The 25401-nt window shown below is 71.0% G+C and carries 24 protein-coding genes; 12 read left to right on the top strand and 12 right to left on the bottom strand.

Annotated features, from left to right (window positions below):
• Window positions 1–6 precede the first annotated feature (6 nt).
• Window positions 7–183 carry a hypothetical protein gene (locus JIG36_RS14475; protein WP_203376813.1) on the bottom strand — a complete coding sequence of 59 codons (177 nt, stop codon included), beginning with the start codon at window positions 181–183 and terminating at the stop codon, window positions 7–9.
• A gap of 408 nt (window positions 184–591) precedes the next feature.
• Between JIG36_RS14475 and JIG36_RS14470 the strand changes: the two genes are divergently transcribed.
• The 5 genes from JIG36_RS14470 (at window position 592) to JIG36_RS14450 (ending at window position 5213) form a co-directional block, all read left to right on the top strand.
• Entirely contained in the window at window positions 592–1488 is an 897-nt protein-coding gene (locus JIG36_RS14470; protein ID WP_203376812.1) for a hypothetical protein, read from the top strand.
• A gap of 72 nt (window positions 1489–1560) precedes the next feature.
• Window positions 1561–3051, top strand: a complete 1491-nt coding sequence (locus JIG36_RS14465) for a hypothetical protein (RefSeq protein WP_203376811.1) — start codon at window positions 1561–1563, stop codon at window positions 3049–3051.
• 547 nt (window positions 3052–3598) lie between these two features.
• The gene (locus tag JIG36_RS14460; protein WP_203376810.1) at window positions 3599–3994 is read left to right on the top strand and encodes a hypothetical protein; all 396 of its coding nucleotides are present in this window, start codon (window positions 3599–3601) and stop codon (window positions 3992–3994) included.
• A 57-nt stretch (window positions 3995–4051) separates the two neighbouring features.
• Window positions 4052–4429: an ArsR/SmtB family transcription factor gene (locus JIG36_RS14455; protein WP_014440216.1), complete on the top strand. Its 378-nt coding sequence runs from the start codon at window positions 4052–4054 to the stop codon at window positions 4427–4429.
• A 109-nt stretch (window positions 4430–4538) separates the two neighbouring features.
• The gene (locus JIG36_RS14450) at window positions 4539–5213 is read left to right on the top strand and encodes a class II aldolase/adducin family protein (protein WP_203376809.1); all 675 of its coding nucleotides are present in this window, start codon (window positions 4539–4541) and stop codon (window positions 5211–5213) included.
• A gap of 375 nt (window positions 5214–5588) precedes the next feature.
• Here the strand turns inward: JIG36_RS14450 and JIG36_RS14445 are convergent, their stop codons facing one another.
• From JIG36_RS14445 to JIG36_RS14425, 5 genes are all read right to left on the bottom strand, one after another.
• Window positions 5589–6404 (bottom strand): DedA family protein, encoded by an 816-nt coding sequence (locus JIG36_RS14445; protein ID WP_307872715.1) that lies wholly within the window; start codon window positions 6402–6404, stop codon window positions 5589–5591.
• Between the two features lie 163 nt (window positions 6405–6567).
• Window positions 6568–9057 (bottom strand): polynucleotide kinase-phosphatase, encoded by a 2490-nt coding sequence (locus tag JIG36_RS14440; RefSeq protein WP_203376808.1) that lies wholly within the window; start codon window positions 9055–9057, stop codon window positions 6568–6570.
• Window positions 9054–10421, bottom strand: coding sequence for a 3' terminal RNA ribose 2'-O-methyltransferase Hen1 (locus JIG36_RS14435; RefSeq protein ID WP_203376807.1), 1368 nt, complete (start codon window positions 10419–10421; stop codon window positions 9054–9056). The genes JIG36_RS14440 and JIG36_RS14435 overlap by 4 nt, the downstream gene beginning before the upstream one ends.
• A 113-nt stretch (window positions 10422–10534) precedes the next feature.
• Window positions 10535–10717 (bottom strand): hypothetical protein, encoded by a 183-nt coding sequence (locus JIG36_RS14430; protein ID WP_203376806.1) that lies wholly within the window; start codon window positions 10715–10717, stop codon window positions 10535–10537.
• 54 nt (window positions 10718–10771) lie between these two features.
• Entirely contained in the window at window positions 10772–12280 is a 1509-nt protein-coding gene (locus JIG36_RS14425) for an LPXTG cell wall anchor domain-containing protein (RefSeq protein ID WP_203376805.1), read from the bottom strand.
• Window positions 12281–12441: 161 nt separating this feature from the next.
• On the opposite strand from JIG36_RS14425, the gene fbaA reads away from it, so the two are divergent.
• Together fbaA and JIG36_RS14415 are read left to right on the top strand one after the other, a co-directional pair.
• The gene (gene fbaA, locus JIG36_RS14420) at window positions 12442–13467 is read left to right on the top strand and encodes a class II fructose-bisphosphate aldolase (RefSeq protein WP_203376804.1); all 1026 of its coding nucleotides are present in this window, start codon (window positions 12442–12444) and stop codon (window positions 13465–13467) included.
• Window positions 13468–13634: 167 nt separating this feature from the next.
• Entirely contained in the window at window positions 13635–14150 is a 516-nt protein-coding gene (locus JIG36_RS14415; protein ID WP_203376803.1) for a hypothetical protein, read from the top strand.
• Here the strand turns inward: JIG36_RS14415 and JIG36_RS14410 are convergent.
• On the bottom strand, window positions 14112–15347 hold the full coding sequence (locus JIG36_RS14410) for an LOG family protein (RefSeq protein WP_203376802.1): 1236 nt from the start codon (window positions 15345–15347) through the stop codon (window positions 14112–14114). The two genes, JIG36_RS14415 and JIG36_RS14410, sit on opposite strands and share 39 nt — an antisense overlap.
• A gap of 18 nt (window positions 15348–15365) precedes the next feature.
• On the opposite strand from JIG36_RS14410, the gene JIG36_RS14405 reads away from it, so the two are divergent.
• Together JIG36_RS14405 and JIG36_RS14400 are read left to right on the top strand one after the other, a co-directional pair.
• Window positions 15366–16367, top strand: a complete 1002-nt coding sequence (locus JIG36_RS14405; protein WP_203376801.1) for an ADP-ribosylglycohydrolase family protein — start codon at window positions 15366–15368, stop codon at window positions 16365–16367.
• 78 nt (window positions 16368–16445) lie between these two features.
• Window positions 16446–16868, top strand: coding sequence for a DUF3151 domain-containing protein (locus JIG36_RS14400; RefSeq protein WP_203376800.1), 423 nt, complete (start codon window positions 16446–16448; stop codon window positions 16866–16868).
• 4 nt (window positions 16869–16872) lie between these two features.
• Here JIG36_RS14400 and JIG36_RS14395 read toward each other — a convergent pair whose 3' ends face one another.
• The 3 genes from JIG36_RS14395 to JIG36_RS14385 form a co-directional block, all read right to left on the bottom strand.
• Complete coding sequence (locus tag JIG36_RS14395) at window positions 16873–18756, bottom strand: MinD/ParA family ATP-binding protein (protein WP_438870724.1); 1884 nt, start codon at window positions 18754–18756, stop codon at window positions 16873–16875.
• Between the two features lie 63 nt (window positions 18757–18819).
• A complete protein-coding gene (locus JIG36_RS14390) occupies window positions 18820–19776 on the bottom strand; it encodes a diacylglycerol kinase family protein (protein ID WP_203376799.1) in 957 nt (318 codons plus the stop codon).
• 1 nt (window position 19777) lies between these two features.
• Window positions 19778–21070 (bottom strand): adenylosuccinate synthase, encoded by a 1293-nt coding sequence (locus JIG36_RS14385; RefSeq protein WP_203376798.1) that lies wholly within the window; start codon window positions 21068–21070, stop codon window positions 19778–19780.
• A 119-nt stretch (window positions 21071–21189) separates the two neighbouring features.
• On the opposite strand from JIG36_RS14385, the gene purD reads away from it, so the two are divergent.
• The gene (purD, locus tag JIG36_RS14380) at window positions 21190–22431 is read left to right on the top strand and encodes a phosphoribosylamine--glycine ligase (protein ID WP_203376797.1); all 1242 of its coding nucleotides are present in this window, start codon (window positions 21190–21192) and stop codon (window positions 22429–22431) included.
• Here the strand turns inward: purD and JIG36_RS14375 are convergent.
• A complete protein-coding gene (locus JIG36_RS14375) occupies window positions 22377–22979 on the bottom strand; it encodes a hypothetical protein (RefSeq protein ID WP_203376796.1) in 603 nt (200 codons plus the stop codon). The genes purD and JIG36_RS14375 overlap by 55 nt on opposite strands.
• Window positions 22980–23116: 137 nt before the next feature.
• Between JIG36_RS14375 and JIG36_RS14370 the strand changes: the two genes are divergently transcribed.
• Both JIG36_RS14370 and JIG36_RS14365 read left to right on the top strand, forming a co-directional pair.
• Entirely contained in the window at window positions 23117–24220 is a 1104-nt protein-coding gene (locus JIG36_RS14370; protein ID WP_203376795.1) for a sensor histidine kinase, read from the top strand.
• Window positions 24217–24852: a response regulator gene (locus JIG36_RS14365; RefSeq protein ID WP_203376794.1), complete on the top strand. Its 636-nt coding sequence runs from the start codon at window positions 24217–24219 to the stop codon at window positions 24850–24852. The genes JIG36_RS14370 and JIG36_RS14365 overlap by 4 nt, the downstream gene beginning before the upstream one ends.
• A gap of 34 nt (window positions 24853–24886) precedes the next feature.
• On the opposite strand, the gene JIG36_RS14360 is transcribed toward JIG36_RS14365, so the two are convergent.
• Window positions 24887–25339, bottom strand: a complete 453-nt coding sequence (locus JIG36_RS14360; protein ID WP_203376793.1) for an SCP2 sterol-binding domain-containing protein — start codon at window positions 25337–25339, stop codon at window positions 24887–24889.
• Window positions 25340–25401 lie beyond the last annotated feature (62 nt).

The following is a 25401-nucleotide window of genomic DNA, read 5'->3' as shown; positions in this document are numbered from 1 at the left end:
TGTGGATTAATTTGTGGCCGGCCTCTGCCGGTAGGCCTGGGTCATCAGGACGTCGGTGACGACCTGCTCCCCCTCGTCGGACCAGATGCGGATGCCGTCGCGGTGGAGCTGATATCGGACGTCTTTGAATCGGGTCCTCGTGTCGTCATGGTGAACGACGGTCAGAGTGTCGGCGTGGGGCATGGGACTCACCGGTCCTTAACAGGTCTGGGGCCGCCGCGGAGTGGTCACGCGGCCGGCGTAACGGGTCTTTTGCCCGATGCGAACGGTCTGCCTCGGCCCTGGCTGTCTTCGAGCGGGGCGGGCGACTCGTGCGGGCAGGCGGCATCGCGGGAGAACTCAGCTGCCGCGTCGGTGCCACGGATGGAAGTGTAGGGACCGCCATCGAGCCGTGTCGCCCCCTGAACGAGCGACCTATTTACGGATATTTCGGGCATCGTCGTCCGATGCTGCCACAAAGCTCGCGCCTTCGCGGCTCGGTCGCGGAGATGGCGGCCGCCCGATACCGTGAATGGATCAACATTTGGGGGCATTGTGAGCTTTCCGAGCTACCCACCGGATGCGGCCCGGTCGCGTCCGACTGTCGTGACTGTGGCGGCCTACCTTCTCTACGGTGTGGCCGCGATCCAAGTGATCAACGCGATTCTGACCCTCTCCATCTCCAGCAGCCTGACCGACGCCGTCCGCGACGCGTACGCCGGCACCGAGGCTGAGGGAGCCGAAGCGTTCGTGAGCGTCGCCTTCATCGGCGGTGCGGTGATCAACCTGCTGCTGGGTGTCGGGTTCGCCGTGCTGGGCTATTTCGACTCGCGCGGCCGCAACGCGTCCCGGATCGTCACGTGGGTGATCGGCGGAATCTCGCTCTGCTGCCTCGGGGCCAGCCTCGGCAGCACGGCGCTGGTGGGCTCGGTGAACAGCGGCAGCACCACGAGCGGCCCGTCGCAGGACGAGGTGCAGCGGCGGCTCGAAGACGCGATGCCGTCCTGGTACACGCCCGCCACCACGACGCTGGCGGTCGTCGGGCTGCTCGCGATCCTGGTTGTGGTGATCCTGCTGGCGCTTCCGGCGGCCAACGACTTCTTCCGGAAGCCGGCCGCGGCGGCCTGGGATCCTTCGGTGCCCTATCCGTCGTATCCCGGGCAGCCTCCCTACCCGGGTCAGCAGCCTCCTCCCTATCCCGGGCAGCAGCCTCCTTATCCGGGTGCGGGGTACGGACCTGGTCCCGGTGGGCCTGGTCCCGGTGGGCCTGGAGCTGGTGGGCCGGGGGCTGGTTATGGGCCTGGGCTGCAGGGTCAGCCCGGGCAGCCGGCGCCGGGGTTGCCGCCCTATCCGGGGTCGCCGGCCGCGCCGCCGCCGGCTTCGGATCCGTTCGCGCCGCCGCCGTCCTCCACGCCGCCTCCCTCCACGCCGCCGCCCGCCACGCCGCCTCCTTCGGCTCCTCCAGCCTCGGGGGAACAGCCTCCGCGGCCGCCGGCCGACCCGGCCTGACCGGGTTCGCGCCCCGCTTCCCGTTGCGTCCGGGTAGGTTCGGGCGCAACGGATCACCGCGGGGAGTCGTCGATGTCGTACCCAGTTCCACCGTCGCCGGTTGCGGCCGCGCCTTCGCCTTCACCGTCCGGCCGGCCGCCGGCGGTGACGTTCGCCGCCGGCCTGCTCTGGCTGATGGCCGGCGTCGGGTTGATCTATGCCATCGCGACCCTGGCGATCGTGCCCGGCACGATCAGCCGCTTCCGCGACGTCACCGGCAACACCCAGGCGTTCCAGCGTTTCACCGGTGACTCCGACCCGGAGTACTACGTGGCCGTGGTCTGGCTCGGCGCGGCGATCGCCCTGGCCCTCGCGGTGATCGCGTTCGCGCTGTTCGTGGTGGTCGGCCTGTCCCTGCGCCGCGGCAGCAACGCGGCTCGCGTCACCACGCTGGTGGTCTGCGTCCTGGGGATCCTGGGCGGCGCGGCCAGCATCCTGACCGTCGCGGCCCAGCGCAGCGGTGAGACGGCTCCCTGGTCCCTGGGCGCCCAGCTGTCCGACGCCTATCCCGGCGGCTGGGTCAGCACGAACGCCGGTCTGTCGGTGGCCCAGATGCTCGGTTACGCCCTGGTCGGCATCCTGGTGCTGACGGCGCCGCGCGCGTTCTTCCGCCGCCCGGCCGCCCCTTCGGCGCCGCAGCCGGCTTACGCCGCGCCTTATCCCTATGCCGCCGGCCCCACGTCCGCGGTCCCCGCCGGTTACCCCACCTCAGGCGCCGCGCCCTATCCCGTCTCGGGCGCCGCCGGCTACCCGACCTCGGGCGCCGCCGGCTACCCGACCTCGGGCGCCGCCGGCTACCCGACCTCGGGCACCGCCGGTTATTCCGCCGCGGGTTACCCGACCGGCCCCGTGTCGATGGGGCAGCCGGGCGCTCCCGGGTATCCGCCCGCTCCGGGCTACCCCGGCGGTCCCGGATATCCCGCCGCGCCGGGTCAGGCGCCCTATCCCGCCCCCGGTGGCTACGGCCCCGGCGGTTACGCCCCGGCTCCGGGCGCCGGTTATCCGCCCGCCGCTCCCGCGCCGGCTCAGCCCGCGGAAGTGTCGCCTTACGCCCGGCCCGCCGGGCATGCGCCTGACGCCGCCTTCGCGCCCCCGAGCCCGGTGCCCGCGTCCACCCCGGCCACCGCGCCCCCGGACCCCAACTCGCCTTACGCCCGCCCGGCCGAAGCGAGCCCTCAGCAGCCTTCCGCCCCGGAGCCCGATCCTGCCTCGCCCGCCGCCTTGGATTCGGCCGCCGGCTCGGACTCGCCCTACGCCCGTCCGTCCGAGTCGGTCGCGGCCTCGCCCGTCGGCGCGTCCGCTCTGGTGGGAATGCCGTCCCAGCCCGAAGCTCCCGCGCCGTCCCGGCCCGAAACCTTCGAGCCGGCGCGGTCCGGCGCCTCCGAGCCGGTTGAGGCAGCGTCCGAGGTTCCCGCGAGCGGATCGGGAACCACTGACCCCGACCGCGCCGGTGCGACCGACTCCCCGGCCGCCGCGCCGCGGTCCACCGACGACGACGCGACCAAGCCGCCGCCAGTTTCCTGAGCGGGACTCAACTGCGCCTTGGTGCCCCGCCCCGCCGGACGGTGGGTGCCTGCGCACGGTGATCCCGGGCGGCCTACGATCGGGGCTGGAAGGCGGGTTCCGACGGCCGATGATGAGTTCCGGTCACGTCAGCCTCCGGTTGTTACCGACCGGTTACCCCCTCATATTGATGGAGTGACCCCTCATATTGATGGGTATGGGTCACCCGAACGGGTAACTTTCCCATCCACCGATGTCCCCCTATCGGCTGTCCGGATAGCGCGCCGGTAGCCGGTCGGAGGGGGTTTTTCGCTGGATGGGTAAACGTCGCATCGCACGATTCACAGCACCTTCTCAGCACCCCGAGCGGGTGATCTGTCGTCCAGTGGGCATGTGACCCGCGACATAGGAGCTTTGAGCTGCATCGATGTTCCCGGCAACGGGCGAAAGGGACCGCCGAATCTGTAAGGTTTCTTTTTAGATTGACCCAATGCTGTGCGTCAATAGTTACGTTCCGCACCGCCGGGGCGAAAGGTTCCAGTTTCGTTCCAGCCAGTACGCTCGATACATGCAAGCACGCCACGACCTGCGTAAATTCATCACTGAATTGTCCGTCGCGCAGCGTGGCGCCGTGCTTTCATCGGGTCGTGAACTTCCGGTGCCGGGCCGCCTGGTCCGGGAGATCGCGCAGGGTGGCGAGATGACGACGCCAAGGCTGGTGCGGGCCTCGGGCGAAACGGATCAGCGACCCGAAATGGATCGAGGAATTGACAATGTGGGGCGTCTCACTCCCGGGGCGGGGAGGGAGACCTCGACACGGAAGGGCAGCACCCAGACGGCGGCTGAGGCGTTGCAGGAGGCAGAGACCGAAGTCGAGACGGCGGTATCGGTGGGTTCGAGGGCTCGGGTTGCCGGCCACTCCGGACCGACCGACCCGGTGATCGACGTCGGCCTTACGGCCTGAAAGTTAGCCGGTTCGTTCCTGCGCACATGCAGGAGAATCGATGCAGTTGGTGGAAGGATGGAGATCGTGGGAACTGCGTTGGCGGAAATGACAATGCCTCAGATCTCGCCGCTTGCCGGCGAGCCAATTGAACGTGCCGACGCCGAACGGCTGGCGGGTGTGCTGAAGGCACTCGCCGACCCGGCGCGGCTTCGGCTTCTCAGCCTCATTCAGTCCGCAACGGACGGCGAGGCCTGCGTCTGCGACCTGACGGCCCCTCTGGGCCTGTCGCAGCCGACGGTCAGCCACCACCTGCGGATCCTGACCGAGGCTGGTCTGCTCGAGCGGGAGAAGCGTGGTGTGTGGGCCTACTACCGCCTCGTTCCGACCGCCATCGCGACCATCGCGGACCTCCTGACCCCGCCTCGCAAGCGGGCTACCAAGAAGGCGCGCTGACCGCTCCGCAGGGAATCGCCTGGCGTCACCGGCATCACGTGGGGCGTGACGCCAGGCAGCAGACCCTCTCCGCCTCCCAGTCCACCCCCAGGACCTTCAGGAGTAACGGGTGAACTACGTCCACGGCGATCTGCGTGATCAGCTCGCATTCGTGGGTTTCGACGTGGTCCAGGCCGGCCTGGTCGCCGGGTCGGGCGGAAACCTCTCCGCCCGGATCCCCGACGAGGACGCCATCTGGGTCACGGGCAGCGGTTCATGGCTGGGCCGGCTCAGCCGGACAACCTTCGCCGCCGTACGGGTCTCCGACGGCTCGCCCGCGGTGGTCGGCAGTGTGCCGCCGCCCGCGATCGAGCCGACCAGTGAGCTCGCGCTGCACCTGGCGTTGTATCGGGCCCGCCCCGACGTCAACGCCGTCATCCACCTGCATCCGCAGACCGCACTCCTGCTCGATGCGCTGGGTGAGCACATCCGGATCGTCACGACCGACCACGCGTTCTATCTGCGCCGGGTCTCGACGGTTCCGTTCCGGCTTCCGGGCTCGACGGAACTGGCGTCGTTGACGGCCGCGATGGCAGCCGACGGCACCGACTGCCTCGTGCTGAGCCAGCACGGTTGTGTCGTCATGGGCGACACGATCGAGTTGGCCCACAAGCGCGCACGCAACCTCGAGGAAGCTGCGGAGATCACCTACCGGGCGCTCTCCGCGGGCCGTCTGGAGAACCTCCGCGACTGCCCCGAGGCGTTCCTCGACCGTCTGCACGGCTCCAGGGCCGTCAGCGTCTGACCGACCACCGCCCGGCCGCTCGACGCCCCGCCCCCGAACGGGCACGAGCGGCCCGGGGCTGGTCCGGGCCTGTCCCGGACCACCGAGCCATCCCCACCAACGGCCACCACAGGGCCCGCAAACACCGATGCCCGGCCGACCATCGAGGTCGGCCGGGCGTCGCGCGTCGTTCCGGGGCCGGCACCGACATGGATCAGCGCCGGCAAGGAAGCCAGGGCCAGCGCCGACCAGGATCAGCGCCGGCAAGGAGGCCAGGGCCGACACCGACAAGGATCAGCGCCGGCAAGGAGGCCAGGGCCGGCGCCGACAAGGATCAGCGCCGGCAAAAAGGCCAGGGCCGGCGCCGACCGGGATCAGCGCCGGCAAGAAGCAGGGTCAGTGGCGGCGGTGGGAACGCGGGGTGTGGTCGTCGTCATCGTCCTCGTGGCGGGCCGCCTCGACCAGGCCCGCGATGCTCGCGGCGGCCACGACGCCGATCGCGGCGGACGGCTCGGGCGGCGCGGCGGGACCGGCGTTCTTCTTGTGCCGGCGCTCGCGCAGCACCTCGATGATGATCGGCAGCAGCGAGATCAGGACGATCAGCGCGACCACGGGCAGGATGTAGCGGTCGATGTGGTCGCCGATGGCGTCGTAGATCTGCTGCGCCAGCGAGTGCCCGATGATGATGATGCCGTCGGTCCAGAGGATCGCGCCGACCACGTTCCACAGGAAGAACGTCTTGGCCGGCATGCCGAGCGTGCCCGCCACCGGGTTGAGGAACGTGCGCACGATCGGGATGAAGCGGGCCAGCACGACCGCCTTGGCCGGGCCGAACTTCTGGAAGTAGTACTCCGCCTTTTCGACGTACTCCTTCTTGAAGAGCTTCGACTCCGGCTTGTCGAACATGCGCGTGCCGTAGCGGGCGCCCAGGAAGTGGCCGAGCTGGGCGCCGACGATCGCGCAGATCGGGGCGCCGATGAGCAGGCCCACGTACGAGAGCTGGGTGCCCTCGCCGAAGATCGAGTCGGCCACCGGGGAGGCGGCGACGCCGGCGAGGAACAGCAACGAGTCGCCAGGGAAGAAGAACCCGACCAGCAGGCCCGTCTCGGCGAACATGATCACCAAGACCCCGATGAGGCCGAAGGTGTGCAGCAGATCCTTCGGATCCATGGGGTTGAAGGCGAGGCTCTCGCCGAGCGCGCGGATGTCCACGAGGAGTCAGAGTACTGCTAGTTTCCTACGCCTTTCGTGTCCAGTTGCTGTGCGGAATCTTTCTGGCTCGTGCGGCGGCCCAGGGCTGTCCGTTCGACCGGACAGCCCTGGACGAGAGGCCGAGCACGCGGCCCGGCAAAAGGCCGGACGGCTTGGCGGAGCGTCAGAGCCGGGGGTCGACCGGCTCCGACTCGGTGGCCAGGATGGCGAAGACCACCTCGTGGATCCGCCACAGCGGCGCCCCCTCGGCGAGCCGGTCGAGCGCGGCCAGCCCCATGCCGTGCTCGCGCAGCGCCATGTTCCGCTTACGCCCGAGGTTGCGCCGGCGCAGCCGGTCGAGCTGCTCGGGCCGCGTGTATTCGGGGCCGTAGATGATCCGCAGGTATTCGCGGCCCCGGCACTTCACCCCGGGCTGGACCAGCCGGCCCTTGGCGTCGGTGGCCTTGAGACCGGTCCACGGCTTGACCACCATGCCCTCGCCACCGGTCGCGGTCAGCTCTAGCCACCACTCGGTTGCGGCCGCCTCGGACGCCGGGTCACCCAGGTCGACGATCATGCGCCGGGTCGGGGTGAACAGCTCCGGGTCGGCCGCGACGAGCCGGTCGGCCAGCGCGAGGTGCCAGCCGTGGTCACGGTCGGCGTACGAGACGCCGGCCCCGGCCAGCACGGCGAACGGCGCCAGCGTGACCCCGTCGAGCCCGTCGGTCGGCTTCACGTAGGAGCGGTACGCCGCCGAGTAGCCGTCGATCTCGGCCGACCGCAGCGAGAGCCGGTCACGCAGCGCCGCCACGTCGAGCCCACGGGCCGCGGCCTGGTCGACCACGGCCAGCGCGGCCGGCAGCGCGGCCCGCCCGGCCGCGCCCACCCCGGCGTAGCGGTCGCGGATCAGCCCGGCCGCCTTGGCCGACCACGGCAGCAGCTCGGCGTCGATCAGCAGCCAGTCGGTCTCGAGCTCGTCGAACAGGCCCGAGCAGGCGGCGCGCACCCGGGCCAGCAACGGCTCGTCGAGCGCCGGTCCGAAGAACGGCCTTCCCGTACGGGTCCAGACCGCATCGCCCGCACCGTCGCGTGACACACGCACGACCGCCCGCGAGCCCATGTGCTTCTCTTCGCACACGACCCTGGTCACGCCCGCACCGCGCATGTCGTCGAACGCCGTCGCCGGGTGTTCGAGGTAGCCCTCGAGCGCCGACGTCGAGCACGGCGCCATCGTCGGCGGCAGCCAGACCAGCGTGGCCGGGTCGAGCGCGAACCGGCTCATCACCTCGAGCGCCGCGGCCGAGTTCTCCGCGGCGACCGTCACCCGGCCGTAGCCGTAGTCGAGGTGACGGCGGCCGGTGACGTCCGACATGTCCAGTCCGTCGTCGGGCCGGGTCAGCGACGCCAGCGGCCGCACCGGCGCGTAGTACTCCCGCTCGGCGGGCACCGACACCAGCTCACGGGTCGGCCAGCGCAGCGCGGTGAGCGCCCCGCCGAAGACACAACCGGTGTCGAGGCAGATCGTGTTGTTGATCCACTCCGGCTTGGGTGTCGGGACGTGGCCGTAGACGACCGCGGCCGAACCGCGGTAGTCACGGGCCCACGGGTAGCGCACCGGAAGCCCGTACTCGTCGGTCTCCCCGGTTGTCTCCCCGTAGAGCGCGAAGCTGCGCACCCGCCCCGAGGCCCGCCCCTGGTAGGCCTCTTTCAGCCCCGCGTGGGCCACCACGAGGTCGCCCCCGTCGAGCACGTAGTGGCTGACCAGCCCCTCGATGAACGTCTTGACCGAGTCGACGAACTCGGCGGGTTCCGTGGAGAGCTGTTCGAGCGTCTCGGGCAGCCCGTGGGTGAGCTGCACGTTGCGACCGTTGAGCTTGCGGGCCAGCTTCTGCTCGTGGTTGCCGGGCACGCACAGCGCGTTCCCGCCGGCCACCATGCCCATCACCAGGCGCAGCACGCCCGGCGAGTCGGGCCCGCGGTCGACCAGGTCGCCGACGAAGATCGCCCGTCGGCCCTCGGGGTGCACGGCGTCGACCGGGCGCGACGACGCGTCGCGGACGAGGGCGTAACCGAGCCGTTCGAGCAGGGTCTCGAGCTCGGCCCGGCAGCCGTGCACGTCGCCGATGATGTCGAACGGGCCGGTCACCTCACGCTTGTCGTTGAAGAGCTTCTCGTAGCGGATCTCGGTGGCCGCGATCGCCTCCGGCCCGCGCAGCACGTGCACCTTGCGGAAGCCCTCGCGGGTCAGCGAACCCAGAGATCGCCGCAGGTCTCGGCTCATGCGGGTGAGCACCGGGCGGCCGAACTCACGGTCGGGCCGGGCCTCGGTGCGTTCCCAGGCCAGGGCCTCGGGCACGTCGAGGACGATCGCGACCGGGAGCACGTCGTGTTCGCGGGCGACCCGGACCAGCGCGGCCCGGCCGTGCGGCTGCAGGTTGGTCGCGTCGACCACGGTCAGCCGGCCCGCGGCCAGGCGCTTGCCCGCGACGTAGTGCAGCGCCTCGAAGGCCTCGGCCGAGGCGGACTGGTCGTTCTCGTCGTCGGCGATGAGGCCGCGGAAGAAGTCGGACGACAGCACCTGGGTGGGGCGGAAATGCGTGCGGGCGAAGGTGGACTTGCCCGAGCCGGAGATGCCGACCAGGGCGACGAGCGCGAGCTCCGGGATCTCGATCATGTGGCGGACACCTCCGTCGTGAAGAGGGCGAGCTGGGTGGGCGAGCCGACCGGCGAATCCTCGCCGACCGGGTGGAACGACACCGCATAGCCGTACGTGGAAGCGACCTTGGCCGCCCAGGCCGCGAACTCGGCCCGGGTCCACTCGAAGCGGTGGTCGGAGTGGCGCAGGCCGGTCAGGCCCTCGTAGTTGACGTTGTATTCGACGTTCGGCGTGGTGACGACGACCGCGCCGGGATGCGCGTGGCCGAACACGGACGCCTCGAGCGCGGGCAGCCGCGGCGGGTCGACGTGCTCGATGACCTCCATGAGCACGGCCGCGTCGAACCCGCGCAGGCGGTCGTCGCGGTAGGTCAGCGCGGACTGCCACAGCTTCAGGCGGTCGCGCTGCCGCTCGGGCATGCGCTCGATCCGCAGCTTGCGGGCCGCGATCTCGAGCGCCCGGGCCGAGACGTCGGTGCCGACGATCTCGGTGTAGCGCCGGTCTTTGACCAGGGCAGCCAGCAACGCGCCGCCACCGCAGCCGAGGTCGAGAACCCGGGTCGCGCCGACCTCGGTGAGGGCCGCGAGCACGGCGTCGCGACGCTGCTCGGCGAGCGACCGACGGCGTACGACGGGGAGTTCCGCCTCTTCCTCGGCCGGCGGCTCCTCGGCCTCATCGCCCTCGAGCTGCTGCAGGGCCGTGGTGGTGAGGGCCCGCTTGTGTGCCAGGTAGCGACGGGCGATCAGCACCTTCTCGGGGTGGCCGGCGAGCCAGCCCGCACCCGAGCGCAGCAGTTTGTCGATCTCGTCGGGGGCCACCCAGTAGTGCTTGGCATCGTCGAGCACGGGCAGCAGGACGTACAGGTGGTTGAGGGCCGCGGAGAGCGTGACCTCGCCGCTCAGCTCGAGATCGACATAGCGGCTGTCTCCGCCCAGGGCCGGCTCGAGCGGGATCGGGGTGGCCGTGACGGTCCAGCCGAGCGGCTCGAACAGACGGGCCGCCAGCTCGTGGGAGCCGCGCAGCACCGGAACCCGGACCTGCAGGGGCAGGGGAGTCGACACCAGCTCGGGGCGGTCTTTGGAGGCGCCCCGCAACGCGCTGCGGAAGACCTTGGCCAGCGCGCCGGCCAGCAGGGAGGACGCGGCGTAGGGCCGGTCGTTGACGAACTGGCCCAGCTCGAACGCGTCATGACGGCCACGCAACCGCTGAGGATCGACGTCGAGCAGCAGCGCCGCCGTGCAGCGCTCGTCGGTCGCCTCGGGGTACATCACGTAGGCCGTGCCGGTGGGCACGTCGAACGAGTGCACCCGGTCGGGATGCTTGACCAGCAGGTAACCGAGGTCGGTGGCCGGCCGGCGCGTGGTCGTCAGAGTCAGAAGCACGCCCTCGATGATGGGCGCTCAGACCGATCTTGGTCGACCCATTTGCGGGCCTGTGGACAACTCCGGATCCGGCCCGACGGATCTGTGGACAACAAAATCGGCGAGAGGCGGACTCAGCGATACTCGTCGTCGCCGTGCACGACCTCGCTCCGGTCCTGCGCATCCCACTCCGGTGTCTCGACGCTCAGTTCGGGAGGGTTCTGTGCCTCGTCCTCGTAGTCCCGGAAGGCCTCGGTCGACTGCTCGACCGCGTCCTCCGTCGGCGTCTCCAGGTCAACGTTCTGGGGATACGTCATCGGGCTCGTCCCTCCTGTAGCGATCCCGGCCGGACTTGCCCCCTCAGCATGCGCTCAAACCGTCCGGCGGGTACGCCGTACGGCGAGCAGGATCCCGCCGGCGACCAGCGCGAGGCCCGCCAGCGCGGTCCAGGCGGCCCGGGAACCGGTGATCGGCAGCGCGACCGCGGCACACGTCGCCCCGGGAACGCTCACCGACAACGGGGAGACGGTCTTCTCCTCGGAACCTTCGGCGAGACGGGCGGGCACCTCGACCCGGCCCGCCTTCCCGCACTCCTCGGTGACCAGGACGGTGATCGGGAAGGTCGCCTTCTGTCCGGCGGCCAGCTCACGGTCCAGGCTGCAATAGCCGAACTCGCAGGCCGGGCTGCTGACCATCTCGACGTTGGCCGGCATCCGCACCTCGATGTCGAGCCCGTTGTTCGGGAACAGATCCGGGCGCAACGTCCCGGGCCCGAAGTTGGTCAGGCCCGGCGAGAGTACGACCTGATCGTCGACCGCCGCCGTGCGTTGCACCCCGACGGCAGCGAGGGCAGGTCGCCGCGAGCCGGTGACCGTGAACTTCGTGATGCTGAAGTTGTTCTCCTCGTTGACGTCGGCCTGGGGCGTGCCCTGCGCGGTCGCCACCGGTTCGAGGGTGAGCGGTGCGCCCGTGCCCGGTGTGCCGAAGTCGGTCCAGCCCGAGTCCGTCCACTCGGCGCTCGTCGTCCACCCGTGCACCACTCGCACCGCGCTGCCGGGGACGGTGTCGGCCGGCGACCGCAGGGTGAACGGCGTGGACAGGGCATAGCTGCGTCCGGGTTCCAGCTCGGCGTCGAAGGTGCAGATGACACCGTCGCCGTAGAGGCAGTTCTGGTAGGACGAGGCGCCGAGCAGCCGCGAGTCGGCGGCGACGACCATGGCGACGCCGTCGACGGCGATGGTGCCCGCGTTCCGTACGACCGGGTTGAACTTCGCACTTTTGCCCGGTCCGGCCTTGACGGCGGCTTCCGCGCCCGCCGCGAGGTCGACCCCCTCACCCACCTGGATCAGCGAGGTCGACGTGCCGGTCGGGCCGTCGCCGATCTGCGCGGTCACCGTGAGACCCGCGCTGTCCCCGGCCTTGGCCGACTTCCTGGGCGAGACGGAGAGCACGGCCGCGATCTCGAGCGACGGGCTGCTCGACACCTGAGTGGTCCACGAGCAGGAGATCATTTCCCCCGTACGGCGGCAGGGTTGAACCGCCGGCGCCGAAGGCGGAACCGACGGTGGCGACATCCTGACTTCGTCCTGCACGTCGGTCGCCGATTCGATGGTGATCGGCGACGAGTCGAGTTCGACGTCGGCGAACGAGGTGGCCCCGCCGAGGTCGACGGTCATCTCCAGGCGTACGTCGGCCCCGGGATCGACGTCTTTTGTGCGTACGTAGAGCGGGGTGTATCGCACCGGTCCCCCCGGTGCCAGAGTGACCTGTGTGAGGTGAGGTTCGGCCGTGGCGGTCGGAGCCGGTGCCGCCGCGGCGGGGCCGGTCGGCAGCAGGATCAGAAGCAGGGTGGCCGCCAGCGTCCGGCCGATCCATCGCATGGTCGCAGCGTAAATCGCCCTCTATGTCCCATGAGCCGGATTCCCCTGGAGAGTTACGGGGTCATTTCTCATCGCCGGAACGGCTACGGAATACTTGCCACCTGGAGGACAGCGCGGTCCTGCCCTCTGTCTTACGCAAACAAAGAGCAAGGAGCGCACCGATGCCCATCGCTTCTCCCGAGGTCTACGCCGAGATGCTGGACCGCGCCAAGGCCGGCGCGTTCGCCTACCCGGCGATCAACGTGACGTCCTCGCAGACCCTCAACGCGGCCCTCCAGGGCTTCGCCGAGGCCGGCAGCGACGGCATCGTCCAGATCTCCACCGGTGGCGCCGAGTACGCGTCCGGCCCGACGGTCAAGAACATGATCACCGGTGCCGTCGCGCTCGCCGAGTACGCCACCGAGGTCGCCAAGAACTACCCGGTCAACATCGCGCTGCACACCGACCACTGCCCCAAGAACAAGCTCGACGCCTACGTCCGCCCGCTGCTCGCGATCAGCAAGGAGCGCGTCGCCAACGGCAAGGCGCCGCTGTTCCAGTCGCACATGTGGGACGGCTCGGCCGTGCCGGTCGAGGAGAACCTGCAGATCGCCGAGGAGCTGCTGGCCCTGTCGGCGGCCGCCCACATCATCCTCGAGATCGAGGTCGGCGTGGTCGGCGGCGAGGAGGACGGCGTCTCGGCCGCGATCGACGACAAGCTCTACTCGACCGTCGAGGACGGCCTGGCCACCGCCGCCGCCCTGGGCCTGGGCGAGAAGGGCCGCTACATGACGGCCCTGACCTTCGGCAACGTGCACGGCGTCTACAAGCCGGGCAACGTCAAGCTGCGCCCCGAGATCCTCAAGGAGATCCAGGACGCGGTCGGCGCCAAGTACGGCAAGGAGAAGCCGTTCGACCTGGTCTTCCACGGTGGTTCGGGCTCGCTGCTGTCCGAGATCCACGGCGCCCTGGACTACGGCGTGGTCAAGATGAACATCGACACCGACACGCAGTACGCGTTCACCCGCCCGGTCGTCGACCACATCATGAAGAACTACGACGGCGTCCTGAAGATCGACGGCGAGGTCGGCAACAAGAAGGCGTACGACCCGCGCGCCTGGGGCAAGCTGGCCGAGGCCGGTCTGGCCCAGCGCGTCGTCGAGGCCTGCGAGCACCTGCGTTCGTCGGGCACCACCCTCTCGAAGTAGTCGAGACGTAGTCGAACGGTTACGCCCGGTTCCCCAGGAGGGGGACCGGGCCCGTCCAACCACCCCGCCCTCCACCCATAAGGGGACTGAAGGCTCTCCGTATTGTTGCCGGGTTACTGAGAGGTATGTATACGATCGATCCTCCCCTTGAGAGGAGGGACCCGATCGTGCTCGGCATCGAAGGTTATGAACCTGAGTGGCACCATGATGCCGATGCCCTCGCGGCCGTCCATCGCACGAGGTTCGTGCGGCTCATCGGGCGGAAGCTGCGATCGAGCTGGCTGATGTGGGACGTCGCCGAGCGCGGCTGGTTCGCCGACGGCCCGGTCATCCTCGACTTTGGAATAACGCACGTCGAGATTACCCACCGTAAGTTCGACGAATGCGCGATCACCTGGGACAAGATCGATCTCAACGTCCCGGTCGACTGGTACGAGCACTTCGACTGGCGCCCCGACCCGATCGCGGCCCTGCGTCACGCCCGCGGGGCCGTCCTGCGCGCGGTCAACATCATCGAGCTCGTCACGGTGGCCGAGTGGCGGCCACGGGTGCTGCACGCCGTCGAGTTCCTGTTCGACGGGGCCCGGCTCGCGATCTACAACGCGATGGACGAGAACGGCATCGCCGACGTCCCCGAGACCGAACTACCCGTGACCAACTGGCGGCGTGTGCACGTCGCCTGACCCGGCGTCCAAGGCGGCCATCGCCTCGTCCAGCGAGTCGGTGACCACGACCAGGTTCGACTGATCGCCGTACGGGCTCCGGGCCAGCAACGGACGCAGCAGCTCCTCGACCGGCAGCTCACGCCAATGATCGACACCGAGGAAGACGAACGCGCCCGAGGGCCCGTCGGTGCGGTAGAACGTCTTCGTGGCGGCCTGGAAGATCTCCTGCACCGTGCCGGCCCACCCGGGTGCGAACACGATGCCGCCCCGCGAGAGGCGAAGGATCGAATCCTCCCGTACGGCGTTGGAGAAGTATTTGCCGATCTGACCGGCGAACAGGTTGGCCGGCTCGTGACCGTAGAGCCAGGTGGGCAGGGCGAGACCGCCGTGCAGCAGCCGGCCCGTGACGTCGGAGACAGCCGACGGCGCCGGGAAGGAACTGCGGACGGCAATAGCGGCGGCCGTGTACGGCTCGTGGTCGGCGAAGTGCGGCGCGACCGACAGCATCCGGATCGCCTCGGTGAGCTCGGCCTCCGAACGGGTCGAGAAGTAGGCCCCCAGGTTCGCCGCCTCCATCACGCCCGGGCCGCCGCCGGTCACCACCAGCCGCCCGGCCCCGGCCAGTCGCCAGGCCAGGGTGGCCGCCATGCGGTAGGCCGCCGAGCCCCGCGCCGCCGCGTGCCCGCCCATGATGCCCACCGCCCCGGCCCGGCCGCGCGCCTCGACCCAGGCCGCGAGCGCCTTGCCCAGTGCGTTGTCGATGCCCGCGTCGTGAAGCCGCTGGGCGATCGCCTCGCGGATGTCGGGGGTCGCGCCGCCGTGCGCCACGAAGTGGTCGTAGACCGTGGTGTCGAACATGCCGGTGAAACCCTCGGCCGCGAACCCGTACGACAGGTCCTCCGGCGTGTAGAGCGTCGCCGGGTGGGTCGGGTAGGGCCGCGCGTCGAACGGCGGGATCACGTGCGCCCCGCGCCGGATCAGGTCGATCTCGACGTCGTCGCTCGCCAGCCGGCAGCCCACGAACAGCGCGCCGGTCACCTCCACGTCGGTCAGATCCGGCGGGTCGAGGTCGAGCCGCAGGCCCAGGATCACCAGGTCGGCCAGGGACTTGTCGGCCAGATGGTGGTCGAGTTCGGCCCGCGATTCGATCTCGGAGGCGGTGGCGTCGAACGGGACGGGGCCGCCGAGTACGGGCTGCAAGGGGTCGCCGGACATGACCGTAGGGTAGCCAGGATGCAAAACGTTGCGGGATCGCTCTACGGACTGGCCTACGGGGACGCGCTCGGCAAGCCGACCGAGTTCCAGGACTACGCGTCGATCGTCGCCCGCTACGGTCCCGAGGGGCCGCGCGAGCTGACCGGCCGCCCGGCCCTGGTCACCGACGACACCCAGATGGCGCTGGCGGTCGGCGAGGCGATGCTGGCCGCGCCCGCGATCACGCCCGCCGTGGTCGAGCCGCTGCTGCGGCAGGCGTTCCTCGACTGGGCGGTGAGCCCCGACAACAACCGCGCACCCGGAAACACCTGCCTGCAGGCCTGCGCGGCGCTGCACGACGGGCGGCCGTGGCAGCAGGCCACGGTGGCCGGTTCGAAGGGCTGCGGCGCCAACATGCGCGTCACCCCGGTCGGTCTGCACCCCGGCCTCGACGAGGACCAGCGTGCCGGCCTGGCCCAGCTGCAGGCCGGGCTGACGCACGGGCACCCCACCGGGCTGGCGGCGAGCGAGCTGACCGCGTACGCCTGCCGGTGGCTCGCGAGCGGGCTGGCCCCCGGCGACCTCCTCGAGGCGCTGCGCGAGCGGAGTGACAGCCAGCGCAAGATCTATCGCGAGGAGTGGTTGGGCGACCTGTGGCAGCGGCCCGGCGTCACCTCACCCGAGGAGTTCATCGCCCGCGGCTGGGACGAGACGGCGGCCGCACTCGACCGGGTGCGCGACGCCCTCGCGGCCGGCCGCTTCGCGGGCGACCCCTGCCTGGCCACCGGCGAGGGCTGGATCGCCGAGGAGGCGCTGGCGACGGCGCTCTACTGCTATCTGATCTCGCCCGACGAGCCGGTGGCGGTGCTGGGCCGGGGCGCCGCGTCGTCCGGCGACTCCGACTCGATCGCGTGTCTGGCCGGGGCGTTCGCGGGTGCGGCGCTCGGCCTGGCGGCGTGGCCGGCGTCGTGGCGCGAGCAGATCGAATACACCGACCGACTGGCGCGCATCGCCTCCGCGTGGGACGTCGGGGCGGCCTGAGCGAACGTCCGGCGAAATCCTGGGTGATCTCTGCCGCCCGGCCGGAATGCATCGGTGCCGGGCCGGTTGAATAGGGTCATGCAGAACCTCCTTCCCGAGCCTCCGGCCACCCGCCTCCCCGCCGACGTCGAGGCCGACAAGGCTCTCGCGGAGGCCACCGCGAGCGGAACCACCGTGGCCCTCAAGACCGTGGCGGCCGCTCACCCGGCCTACAGCGGTGGCTGGGCCGCCCTCGCGGCCGAGGCCCTCGCCGCCGACGAGCCGGTGACGGCTTACGCGTACGCCCGCACGGGTTACCACCGCGGCCTCGACGCGCTGCGCCGCAACGGCTGGAAGGGCCACGGCCCGATCCCGTGGTCGCACGCGCCCAACCAGGGTTTCCTGCGGTGCCTGCATTCGTTGTCGCAGGCCGCGGCCGAGATCGGCGAGGCCGACGAGGCGGCCCGGTGCGCCCAGTTCCTCCGCGATTCGGACCCGGCGGCGGCTGATGCTCTGACCTGAGTCCCTACAGCCCTTCCGCTACGGCTGCGGCGATTTTTAGCCAAGCGTCCTTGGTGTTGCTGGACAAGTGGCCGTAGCGGATGGGCTCTCCGGAGTCGATCAGCTTTTCGTAGGGGGCCAGCAGGACTGCTCTGGTGCGGGCGGCGAAGTGGCGTTGGATTGCTGGGAGGTCGATGTCTTTGCGGGTGGGGGGCATCGACACGACGCTCACGGCCTGGCGCACCAGGCGCTGGCGGCCGCTTTGTTCCAGGTGGTCGAGCATGCGGGCGGCGGTCTCGGCCGAGTCGTTACGGGCCGACATGGTGATCACGAGCTGGTCGGTGGCGTCCATGGCCGCCTGCCAGTTCTGGGCTCGCACGTTGTTACCGGTGTCCACAAAGATCAGTTTGTAGAACCGGCTCACGATCTCGCGGATCTCGCCGAAGGCGTCGGCCGTCAGCATCTCGCCCGCGGTGGCCGACTCGTCGGAGGCGAGCACGTCGAACATGCCCTCGCCCTGGGCCCTCACGTACTGCGAGAGATCGCCGACCCGGCCGTGGGAGCCGCGGAACAGGTGCAGGTCGCGCATCATGTCGCGCACCGTGCGGGCGTGGAAGTCCTGCTGGGCCCGCATGCCGAGGGTGCCCTGGGTCTCGTTGTTGTCCCAGGCCAGCACGTAACCGCCGCGCTTCTGCCCGAACGTCATCGCCAGCAGCAGCACGGCCACGGTCTTGCCGGCGCCACCCTTGGGGTTGACGACGGTGACCTGCCGGAGCCCGCCGAAGTTGCGGCGGACCATCTCGACGTCCTGCTTGAACTCCTGCTCACGCTTGCCCGGGGCCAGCTTGACCAGGCCCATCGTCCCCTTGCGGAGCATCGCCCGGGCGCCCTGCGTGGCCACCGGGTCGGCCGGCTTGGCCATGCGGCGACGGGCGAACTCCTCGGCCGTCGGCGTGCCGTCGGAGACCCACGGAAGGTCTTGGAACGGGTCGGTCGAGGGCTGCGGAGGCACCGGGGCCGGCGGGTGCTGCATGGCCCGCGGGTCCATGGTCGGCGGATAGGGGCCCGGCATCTGCCGAGGCGGATAAGGCTGCTGCGGGGGGTACGGCGGGTGGGCCGGCTGCTGCGGCGGCGGGGGCGTTTGCGGCGGTACGGCGGCAGCGCCGTGCGCGGGCGGCGGGGGAGCGGCCGGCCGGTAGACCGCGCCGTTGGCCGGTTCCTCGTCGGCGGGCGGCTCGGCCTGCGGGGCCGGGGACGTCTCGGGCCGCGTGACCGGCACCGCAGCAGAGGCGGCCGCTGGCCGAGGATCTTGCGGCTCCGGCGTGGGCGCAGTGCGGTGCGGCGGCTGCGACCAGGGCGAATCGGGCGAACTGTGCACACCGGACTCGTGTGAACTGGACTCGGGACCGCCGGATGTCGGCGCGGGCGACAGCGGCTCAGGCTCGACGGCTGGACCGGAGACGGGAGAGGGCGCGGGAGCCTGCGGCGGCTCGGCCGGGGCAAAAGGCTCATGCGTGAAGGGCTCTTGCATGAAGGGCTCTTGCGCGAAGGGGGCCTGCGGCTCCAGGTTCGGCCAGGCCTGCGTCGGCGGCGGACCGGGAGCGGGCCGCGGCGCGGGGATCGGGACCTGCCCGGACGGCGGCGGCACCGGCACGGCGTTGGGCGGCGGCACCGGAATGCGGTCGCCCGGCCGATACATGCCCGGCGCACCGTTCGGCGGGTGCGGCGTCGGCGAGTGTGGCAGCGGAACGGCCGGCGGCGCGTCGTGCGGCACGGGCCGCCCGTGCACCGGCGCCTCCATCTCCTCCGGCTCCCAGAACGGTTCGACGTCCCGATCGGGCGGCGCGGGGTTGCCGGACGTGCCCGGGACGTAGACGCGGTCAGCGTCCTCGTCCTCCACCGGTGCCACTGATGCAACCCTCCCCAGGATGCCGACTCGTACCTGCGTACTACTTCAGACTTGCACAGTAGGTCAGCCTGCGTACACCGCCCAGGCCCCGGCCTCGGTCCACCACGAGCGCTTGCGGTTCATCGCCCCGCCGACCCCGTCGTCCAGGAACTGGATCTCGCCGTCGCGGGGGAGCACCGACACCGCACGACCGCGGGCCCGGCGCACCTCGACGCGCATCTTGGTGCCCCGGAAACGCTGCTTGACCACCGTCGGCACGGCCACCGCGACCTCGACCTGGCCGTCGAGCGCATCCCCCTCGGCCAGCATGCGCATGCCCGCGAACTCGGCGTAGCCCGCGCTGTTGCCGATCGCGCAGGCCAGGATCGGGTCGTCACCGTTGGACAGCACCGCGTCGTCGACCTCGACCCGGCCGCGCCACGGCACCGCTCGGCCGTCGTCGTCCATGCCGCCGACCAGCGCACCGTCCACCGTGACCGAACCGCCGTCGTTGCGCAGCAGGTCGAGGCGCCGCACCGAGCCGTTCATGACGGCGGCGGCCACGGCCTCGGGCTCCCGGGGAAGCCCGAGCTGAGCGGCCAGATCGGTGGTGTTGGACGCGTCGAGCGGCAGGATCGCCAGCGGCGGCAGGTCGGGCACCGTGCGACCGGCGACCAGGTCGTCGGGGCGTTTGCTGGGCGGCGGAGCGTAGCGGCGGACGAGCCGGCGCACGACGGCCCGCAACTGCCCGTCGGTCGCCGTGGCCACCACCAGCCGCAGTTTGCTCTGCGCGTCGGGCCAGGTCAGGCCGTCGGGCCGGGCGGGGGCGTCGAACCGGGCGATGACGTCGTCGATCTCCTGGTCGGAGCCCGCCGTGACCGTCTCGACCCGGGCCCCGGCCGCGGTCAGCGCGTCAGTGATCTTGAGCACCGGCACCCGCGGGGCGCACGCCGTGGTGGGCGCGCACCCGCCGCACCCGTCGCCGCACGCGCCCCCGGAACCCTGCCCCTCGGCGAGGCTGAGCACCACCACGTCGTACATGTCAGGCTCCGCTCAGCACCGAGTGGCGCTCGATGACCTGGTCGCGGGCCGGTCCGACGCCGACGACCGAGATGCGGGCCCGGATGCGCTCCTCGACGAAGACGACGAAGTCTTGTGCCTCCTTGGGCAGATCGTCGAACGAACGGGCACCCGAGATCGTCTCCTTCCAGCCGGGCAGCGTCTCGTAGATCGGGATCGCGTGGTGGAAGTCGGACTGGCTGATCGGCATCTCGTCGTGGCGGACGCCGTTCACCTCGTACGCGACGCAGACGGGAATCTCATCGAGGTCGTCGTAATTGTCCAGTTTGGTCAGGACGAAGTCGGTGACCCCGTTGATCCGCTGGGCATAGCGGGCCATGACCAGGTCGAGCCAGCCGATGCGGCGCGGACGTCCGGTGGTCGTGCCGTATTCCTGGCCGACCTCACGCAGGTGGTCGCCGAACTTGTCGTGCAGCTCGGTCGGGAACGGGCCCTCACCGACGCGCGACGTGAACGCCTTGAGCACCGCGACCACGCGGTCGATGCGGGTCGGGGGGATGCCGGAGCCGGTGCAGGCGCCCCCGGCCGTGGCGTTCGAGCTGGTCACGAACGGGTAGGTGCCGTGGTCGACGTCGAGCAGGGTCGCCTGGCCGGCCTCGCACAGCACGACCTTGCCCTCGTCCAGCGCCTCGGAGAGCTCGAGAGCGGTGTCACCCACGTACGGGCGGAGACGTTCGACGTAGGACAGCAGCTCGTTGACGACATCGTCCGGCTTGACCGCCGACCGGTTGTAGATCTTCGAGAGCACCTGGTTCTTGAACGACAGGGCCGCCTCGACCTTCTGCCGCAGAATCGACTCGTCGAAGAGGTCCTGGATGCGGACGCCGACGCGGTTCATCTTGTCGGCGTAGGTCGGGCCGATGCCGCGACCGGTGGTGCCGATGCGCCGCGCGCCCAGGTAGCGCTCGCTGACCTTGTCGAGCGAGCGGTTGTAGGACGCGATGACGTGCGCGTTGGCGCTGATGCGCAGCCGCGACGTGTCGATGCCGCGCGACTCGAGGCCGTCGATCTCCTGGAAGAGCACGTTGAGGTCGATCACCACACCGTTGCCGATCACCGGGGTCACGCCCGGCGAGAGGATGCCGCTCGGCAGCAGGTGGAGCGCGTATTTCTCGCCCTCGATCACCACGGTGTGACCGGCGTTGTTCCCGCCGTTGAACTTCACCACGTAGTCAAGCCGGTCGCCCAGCAGGTCAGTGGCCTTGCCCTTGCCCTCGTCGCCCCATTGGGCGCCGACCAACACGATCACCGGCACTTGCTTGACGCCTTCCGTCGAACAGGTCGTACTCGGCAGAGGTCCGGGTACTGCCGAAGTTTACGCGACTGCCCTGGTGTGCGACGTGGGGAAGCGGAGCGCCGGTAGGATCGCCCGTCGTGCGCGTACTTCTGATCGGTTCCGGCGGCCGCGAACACGCCCTCGCCGTCGGCCTCGCCGCCGACCCCTCCGTCAGCTACCTGGCCGCCGCTCCCGGCAATCCCGGCATCGCCCAGGTCGCCGAGCTGCACCCGGTCACGGCGACCGATCCGGCCGCGGTCGCCGCGCTCGCCGTCGAGCTGGCCGCCGACCTGGTCGTGGTCGGTCCCGAGGCGCCGCTGGTGGCCGGGGTGGCCGACGCGGTGCGGGCCAAGGGCATCGCCTGCTTCGGCCCGAGCGCCGCGGCCGCCCAGCTCGAGGGCTCCAAGGCGTTCGCCAAGGACGTGATGGCCGCCGCCGGGGTGCCGACCGCCCGCTCGTACGCCTGCACCGATGAGGCCGCCGTGCGGCGCGCGCTCGACGACCTGGGTGCGCCGTACGTGGTCAAGAACGACGGTCTCGCCGCCGGCAAGGGTGTGGTCGTGACCGACGACCGCGCGAAGGCGGAACAGCACGCGGCCGACTGTGGCACGGTCGTCATCGAGGAATACCTGTCCGGCCCCGAGGTCTCGCTCTTCGTGGTCACCGACGGCACGACCGCCGTCCCGCTGATGCCGGCCCAGGATTTCAAGCGGCTGGCCGACGGCGACGAGGGCCCCAACACCGGCGGCATGGGCGCCTATGCCCCGCTCCGCTGGGCTCCGAAAGACCTGGTGCCCCGGGTGCTGATCGAGACGGTGGAGCCCACGCTGGCCGAGATGCGCCGCCGTGGCACCCCGTTCGCGGGTCTGCTCTATGTCGGGCTCGCGCTCACCCCCGACGGTCCCAAGGTGATCGAGTTCAACGCGCGCTTCGGCGACCCCGAGACCCAGGTGGTGCTGGCCCTGCTCGAGACGCCGTTGGGCGGGCTGCTGAACGCGGCCGCCACCGGCACCCTGGCCGAGCAGCCGGCCCTGCGGTGGAGCGACGGGGCCGCGGTCACGGTCGTGGTGGCCAGTCAGAACTATCCGGCCACCCCGCGTACGGGCGATGTGATCGAGGGCGCCGAGGTGGCGGGCGTGATCCACGCGGGTACGGCCCGGCGCGACGACGGCGCCCTGATCTCGGCCGGCGGCCGGGTGCTCAGCGTCACCGCCACCGGTCCCGACCTGGCTTCGGCCCGCGACGCCGCCTACACCTTGGTCGACGGCGTGCGGCTGGACGGGGCTCAGTTCCGCCGCGACATCGCGCTGGGCGCGGTCGAGGGTCGCATCCGGCTGTAGCCGAGCAGGGCGGTCGAGAGCCAGAGCACGCCGGCCGAGCCGACGAGCAGGCCGCCCAGATAGACCGCCTCCGGCACCGAGGTGCGCAGGGCGGCCGCGCTCAACCCGGCCGCGTAGAGCACGAGCGCGCCCCGGGGGAGCACTCCGGCCCGCCACGACGCGAAGCCGAAGACGAGCACGCCGATCAGGAAGATCAGCGCCACCACCAGGAAGTAAGGCCGGCCGGGACCGGTGAGGATCCGCTCCCGGCCCGCCGCGTCCTGATACTGCAGCACGGCGTGGGTCAGGAACTCGATCGCGAACAGCCCGCTCAGGCCCAGGTGGTTGAGCACGAAGCCGACCAGGCCCACGCGCCCGGCCGACCCGCGTTGCACCAGGTAGAACGCGGTCAGCGTGAACAGCAGCAGGGCGGTCGCGGGCGGGGCCAGGGCATGGGTGAGGGCGTTCTCGGGAACGAGGCCGGCGCGACGCGCGGCGGCCAGCACGGTGAGGCCGCCGCCGGTCAGACCGGCGATGGCGGCGAGGCGGTACAGCATGCTCTCGGTCATGCCGTCACCGTGCCGGGGCGGCGTCCGCACCCGACAGTGCCGACCGGCCACGATCGACCTCGACCGGCACATGACCAATGGCCAAACCTCGCCGCGGAAGGTAGGCAGCGCGGCGGTGCGGCCCTAGCGTCACTGACATGGTCCGCTGGATGGCGTCGGCGCTCTATTCCGCCGTGCTCGCGACCGGCCTCTATTTCGCAGCGGCCGGATTGGCGCCGGACCGGCCGGTGGCGTCGCTCGCCGTGTTCGTGGCCGGGCTGGCCGCGCTGCTGGCGATCGAGTGGATCCCCGGGAATGGCCGCCGCCGGGCGGTCGTGCTGCTCGCGACGCGCGTCCTCCTGCTCGGCGCAGTCGTGGCGGCCGACCCGGGCGGGTTCGCCCGGGCGCTGTTCGTGCTCGTGCCGTTCTTCGCCTATTTCTCGCTCGGCCGCCGGGTTGCGCTCGGGCTGGCCGCCGCCTGCCTGCTGGCCGCGACGACGCAGGCGGCGCTGTCGCCGGGCTGGCCGGACGATCCCGAGGTGGTGTCGGACCTGCTGATGTTCTTCGTCGGGCTGGTGCTGACCCTGGCCACGGCGGCGGTCGCGGACGGTCAGCGACGCGCCCGGATGCAGCTCGAGGCAGCGCACCGGCAGGTCGCCGAGCTGAGCGCGGCGGCCGAGCGCAACCGGCTGGCCCGCGACATCCACGACAGCGTCGGGCACCACCTGACCGCGGTCAGCGTGCAGCTGGAGAAGGCCGAGGCGTTCCGGAGCCGTGACTCCGCCGTGGCCGACCGGGCCGTGTCCGACGCGCGCTCGGCCGCGACCCGGGCCCTGCAGGAGGTCCGCGAGTCGGTCGGCGCGCTCCGGGCCGAGCCGTTCTCGCTGGTGGCCGCGATCGCGGCGCTGGCCGACGGGCTCGACGACCCCAGTTTCCGGGTGGCCGTCGAGTGGACCGGCAGCGAGACCGGGCACGCCCGGGCCGGTCTGGAGGCGCTCTACCGGGTCGTGCAGGAGGCGCTGACCAACGCCCGCCGGCACGCGGGCGCCGACCGGGTGCGGGTCGCGGTCCGGTTCGGCGATCCGGGGGCCGCGACCGTCGAGGTGGCCGACAACGGCCGGGGATTCGCGGTCGAGGCGGCGAGCGGCGGTGGGTTGCGGGGCATGCGGGAGAGGCTGGCCGGGCTGGGCGGGGTGGTCAGCGTCGAGTCGGCTCCGGGCCGGGGCACCCGGGTCACGGCCAGTGTGGGCGGTGCGGCATGACCGAGCCCGTACGGGTCCTCGTCGTCGACGACCAGGCCCTGATCCGGGAGGGGATCGCGTCGCTGCTGGGCATCGAGGAGGGGATCGTCGTGGTCGGCACCGCCGAGGACGGGCGGGCCGCCGTCGAGCGCGCGGTCGAGACCACGCCGGACGTCGTGCTGATGGACGTCCGCATGCCGGGGCTCGACGGGCTGCGGGCGGCCGAGATCCTGCGGGAGCGGCTGCCGTCGTGCCGGGTGCTGATGCTCACCACGTTCGACGACGAGGAGTACGTGCTGAGCGCGCTGCGCGCCGGGACCAGCGGATATCTGCTCAAGAACCTGCCCGCGCGCGAACTGGCGCAGGCCGTGCGGCTGGCCCACGCCGGGGTCGCCCAGCACGACGCCTCGGTGGTGCGGAGGCTGGCCGGGGCGCTCGACCGGGCACCGGCCGTCCGCCGGCCCGACCTCACCGAGCGGGAGATCGAGGTGCTGAGGCGGATCGCCCGTGGTGCCACCAACCGCGAGATCGCGGCCCAGCTCTTCGTGAGCGAGGGCACCGTGAAGAACCACGTGTCGCACATTCTGAGCCGGCTCGGGCTGCGTGACCGCACCCAGGCCGCGCTCTACGCCCGCGAGAACGGGCTGCTCTGAAGGGGACGCCGCGGGGCGTCCCCTTCCACGAGCGTCAGGCCTTGGGGATGTCGAACAGCTTGGCCACGTTGGCGGCCAGGCCCAGGTCGCCCTTGGCCTTGATCTTGCCGGTCATGAACAGCATCATCGGGTTGCCGTCGCCCGAGACGACCTTGAGGAACGTGACCGCGTCCATGGTCATGGCCAGCTTCGGGTCGCGGACCGGCTGGTTGGTGACCGTGCAGGCGCCGTTCTCGATCACCGTCTCGTAGGTGTCGCTCGCACCGCCGGCGCCGCCGGTGATGATCCAGTGGATGACGGCCGTGGTGCTGCCGGCCCGCTCGGGGCGGAACAGCGCGGGCATCCGGTTGAAGACCTCGTCGAGGATCTTGGTGCGGGAGTCGCCGGACATCACCTCGGCGATCTTCGAATCCGGAGTCGCCTTGACGAGCTGCGCGAACTCCTTCGGCCCGATGGAGGCGAGCGCGTCGGGGTTGAAATCAGTCATCGGTGGACCTTTCGGGATGAGCCAACTACCTACTCGTCAGTAACCCTAGCGACAATGCCGCG

It is taken from the genome of Paractinoplanes ovalisporus (assembly GCF_016834655.1).
GTDB classification, from domain to species: domain Bacteria; phylum Actinomycetota; class Actinomycetes; order Mycobacteriales; family Micromonosporaceae; genus Actinoplanes; species Actinoplanes ovalisporus.
Note: the sequence above shows the minus strand (reverse complement) of the source record. Positions and strands in the feature narration are given on the sequence as shown.